Below are 4,181 nucleotides of genomic sequence, written 5' to 3'. Positions count from 1 at the left end.
AAGCAGGCGCGCAACAAAAAACCCCGGCATTGGCCGGGGTTTTTCGTTGCGACAGGCCGGGCCGGTTCGATCAGAAGTTCATGTCGAAGGCGACTTCGCCCTGCACGCCGACCTGGTAGGCCGAGACGCGGCGTTCGAAGAAGTTGGTCAGTTCCTGCACGTCCTGCAGTTCCATGAACGGCAGCGGGTTGCGCACGTTGTACTTCTTTTCCATGCCCAGTTTGGCGAAGTGCTGATCGGCACAGTGCTGCAGGTACTGGCGCATGTCACGGGTGGAGATGCCGGCCACGCCGCCGGACAGCACGTCCTCGGCGAACTGCACTTCGCATTCAATGGCTTCGGCCAGCATGTCGTAGACCTGCTGCTTCATCTCTTCGTCGAACAGGTCCGGCTCTTCCTCACGCACCACGCGCACCGACTCGAACGCGAACTCCATGTGCGCGCTTTCGTCGCGGAACACCCAGTTGGTGCCCGAGGCCAGACCCGGCAGCAGGCCGCGCGACCGGAAGTAGTACACGTAGGCGAACGCAGCGAAGAAGAACAGGCCTTCGATGCAGGCGGCAAAGCAGATCTGGTTGAGCAGGAACTGGCGGCGCTGCTCGCGGGTCTCGATGCGGGTCAGGTCCTGGATCGAGTCGATCCACTTGAAGCAGAAATCGGCTTTCTTCTTGATCGAGTCGATGTTCTCCACCGCCGAGAACGCCTTGGCGCGCTCTTCCGGGTCCGGCAGGTAGTTGTCCAGCAGGGTCAGGTAGAACTGCACGTGCAGCGCTTCTTCATACAGCTGGCGCGACAGGTACATGCGCGCTTCCGGCGCATTGAGGTGCTGGTACAGGTTCAGCACCAGGTTGTTGGACACGATCGAGTCGCCGGTGGCGAAGAACGCGACCAGGCGGTGGATCAGGTGGCGCTCACCCGGCGACATCTTGCTGTGCAGGTCGGTGATGTCGATCTGGAAGTTGATCTCTTCCACCGTCCAGGTGTTCTTGATCGCGTTCCGGTACATGTCATAGAACTGCGGGTAGCGCATCGGGCGCAGGGTCAGTTCAAAACCGGGATCGAGCAGCATCTGCTTGGGCTTGTCGGCCATGGGTGTTTCCTTGTCTTCTCGGGTCAAAACGCCGGGCGTGGCCCGGCGCTACCTGGGTGTTTCCGTGCTGCGGCCGAGCGTGGCTCGGCTCTACAGGTGCGAGGTGCTCGAGTGCCGACCAACGGTCGGCACCCACCGCGCGGTGTGTTACTGGCAGGCCTCGCAGGCTTCCGGGTTTTCCAGCGAGCAGGCGATGGCTTCGTCCGGGCTGAACACCTTGGCCGGGGCCGCGCTGCTCACCGTGGTCTTGGCGATCTTGGTGGCCGGGCGCGAACGCAGGTAGTAGGTGGTCTTGATGCCCTGCTTCCAGGCGTACATGTACATGGAGGACATCGCGCCGATGTTCGGGCTTTCCATGAACAGGTTGAGCGAGGCCGACTGGTCGATGAAGGCGCCACGTTCGGCGGCCATGTCGATCAGCGAACGCATCGGCAGTTCCCACGCGGTGCGATAGACCTCGCGCAGCGTTTCCGGGATCTGTGGCAGACCCGCGATGGAGCCTTCGGCCAGCTTGATGGCATCGCGCATTTCCGGCGTCCACAGGCCCAGCTTCTTCAGCTCATTGACCAGGTAGCGGTTGACCTGCAGGAAGTCACCGGACAGGGTCTCGCGCTTGAACAGGTTGGACACCTGCGGCTCGACGCACTCGTAGCAGCCGGCGATCGAGGCGATGGTCGCGGTCGGCGCGATCGCGATCATCAGCGAATTGCGCAGGCCGTGTTCCTTGATGCGCTCACGCAGGGCATCCCAGCGCGCAGTGTCTTCCGGCACCACGTTCCAGGCATCGAACTGCAGTTCGCCACTGGCGGCACGGGTGTCGTTGAACGACGGGTGCTTGCCGCGTTCCTGGGCCAGCTCGCAGGAGGTTTCCAGCGCGTGGAAGTAGATCGCTTCGGCAATCTTCTTCGACAGGGCGCGGGCCTCGGCGCTGTCGAACGGCAGGCGCTTGCGGAAGAACACATCCTGCAGGCCCATGCAGCCCAGGCCGACCGGACGCCAGCGCAGGTTGGCGCGGCGGGCGGTTTCGATCGGGTAGAAGTTCAGGTCAATGACGCGGTCGAGCTGGCGCACGGCCAGGCGCACGGTCTCGGCCAGCTTCTCGAAGTCGAACTCGTTGTGCTCGTCGAAGTGGTTGCCCAGGTTGATCGAACCCAGGTTGCACACTGCGGTTTCATCGTTGGAGGTGACTTCCAGGATTTCCGTGCACAGGTTGGACAGGTGGATCACGTTGCCCGGACGCAGGGTCTGGTTGCTTGCGCGGTTGCACTTGTCCTTGAAGGTCATCCAGCCGTTGCCGGTCTCGGCCAGCGTACGCATCATGCGGGCGTACAGCTTGCGCGCGGGGATGGTGCGGTTGGCCTTGCCCTGGGCTTCGGCCTGCAGGTAGGCGGCCTCGAAGGCTTCGCCGAACAGGTCGGTGAACTCCGGCACCACGCGCGGATCGAACAGCGACCATTCCTGGTCGGCCTCGACGCGCTTCATGAACAGGTCCGGTACCCAGTTGGCCAGGTTCAGGTTGTGCGCACGGCGGGCTTCGTCACCGGTGTTGTCACGCAGTTCGAGGAAGTCCTCGATATCGGCGTGCCAGGTTTCCAGGTACACGCAGGCGGCGCCCTTGCGCTTGCCGCCCTGGTTCACCGCGGCCACGGACGAATCCATGGTCTTCAGCCACGGCACGATGCCGTTGGAGTGGCCGTTGGTCGACTTGATGAGCGAACCACGCGAACGCACGCGGGTGTAGCTGACGCCGATGCCGCCGGAGAACTTCGACAGCTGGGCGATGTCGCCGTACTTGGCGTAGATCGACTCCAGCGAGTCCTGCGGCGAATCCAGCAGGAAGCACGAGGACAGCTGTTCGTGGGTGGTGCCGGAATTGAACAGGGTCGGGCTGGACGGCAGGTAGTCCAGGTTGCCCATGCGCTTGTACAGCGCCAGGGTCTCGGACACGTCCTCGCTGAGCGCACTGGCGATGCGCAGGAAGAACTGCTGCGGGGTCTCGATCACCTTGCGGGTGTGCGGGTGGCGCAGCAGGTAACGGTCATACAGGGTACGCAGGCCGAAGTAATCGAAGTTCAGGTCCAGCGAGATGTCGATGGCGTCGTTGAGCTTGCGTGCATTGGTCTGCACGAAGTTCAGCAGGCGGTCGTTGATCAGGCCGACTTCATGGCCACGGCTGACCGACTGCGAGAAGGCGTAGATTTCCTGGCCCGAGACTTCCTTGGCAATGTAGTTGGCCAGCAGGCGCGCAGCGAGGCGGCCGTACTCGGGCTCTTCACCGATCAGCAGGGCGGCGGTTCGGATGGACAGCTCGTCCAGCTCGCGGGTGGTGGCGCCGTTGTACAGGCCGGAAATGGTGCGGGTGGCCACGCGCATCGGATCGACGGCGTGCAGGCCTTCGGAGGAACGCTGCACCGCGCGCACGATCTTGTTCAGGTCCACCAGCTCGGTGGTCCCGTTGCGCTTGGTCACACTCATCGCGTTGGCCGTCGGCGGCGACGTCAACAGGAATTCGCTTTCCTTCTCGATGGTGGCGCTGGATTCGGTGCTCACGGCGTATGTCCTCTTGGCGTGATTTGGGGGTGCTCGATGCATCGGGGTGACGCAGCCCGGGACATGACGGCCCAGGATGGCAGGACGGCGTCGCAGAGGATGAGACCCTGCGCCTGCCACTGCCGTTGACGATCGCGGATGGGTGCTGCTGCCACCCCCAGACCTGGGGTTGCTGCGACCGACGGCCACAAGATAGTGGGGGTAATGGGGTCCGTCAACGCCAAATGTAGTGAAATTCGGCAATCCCTTGCGCCGCAAGGATCGTGCCATCGGCGCCCTGATCAGACGCTTCAGACCCGCCGGAACGGGCTGCGCAGTCAAGCCCGAAAGGCGTCACTGCGGTGGCACAACGCACCGCAGAAACGGAACAATGACAGCTTCACATGACAGTGATGAAGCTGGCTAGGGACAACCCTGTGGATAGGTGGTGGGCAGCCGGTGGGAATGCGGTGGACGTCGGGGATCACCCGCCGGGCAGCGACTCGAGGCCGCATGTGTCGGCCGGGCCGGAGGAGCGGCCGCAGGTAACGCCGTTTCGCCC

General features: G+C 63.4%; 2 protein-coding genes. Both read right to left on the bottom strand.

Features of this window, described 5'->3' with window-relative positions; all coding sequences use genetic code 11:
* Positions 1–70: 70 nt before the first annotated feature.
* Positions 71–1,090 (bottom strand): ribonucleotide-diphosphate reductase subunit beta, encoded by a 1,020-nt coding sequence (locus tag N5C25_RS20245; protein ID WP_019661865.1) that lies wholly within the window; start codon positions 1,088–1,090, stop codon positions 71–73.
* 147 nt (positions 1,091–1,237) lie between these two features.
* On the bottom strand, positions 1,238–3,640 hold the full coding sequence (locus tag N5C25_RS20240; RefSeq protein ID WP_019661866.1) for a ribonucleoside-diphosphate reductase subunit alpha: 2,403 nt from the start codon (positions 3,638–3,640) through the stop codon (positions 1,238–1,240).
* Positions 3,641–4,181: the final 541 nt, after the last annotated feature.

This window comes from Stenotrophomonas sp. GD03958 (assembly GCF_029839005.1).
GTDB classification, from domain to species: Bacteria; Pseudomonadota; Gammaproteobacteria; order Xanthomonadales; family Xanthomonadaceae; genus Stenotrophomonas; species Stenotrophomonas hibiscicola.
The sequence above is the reverse complement of the archived record's forward strand: the minus strand, read 5'-3'. Positions and strand labels throughout refer to the sequence as shown.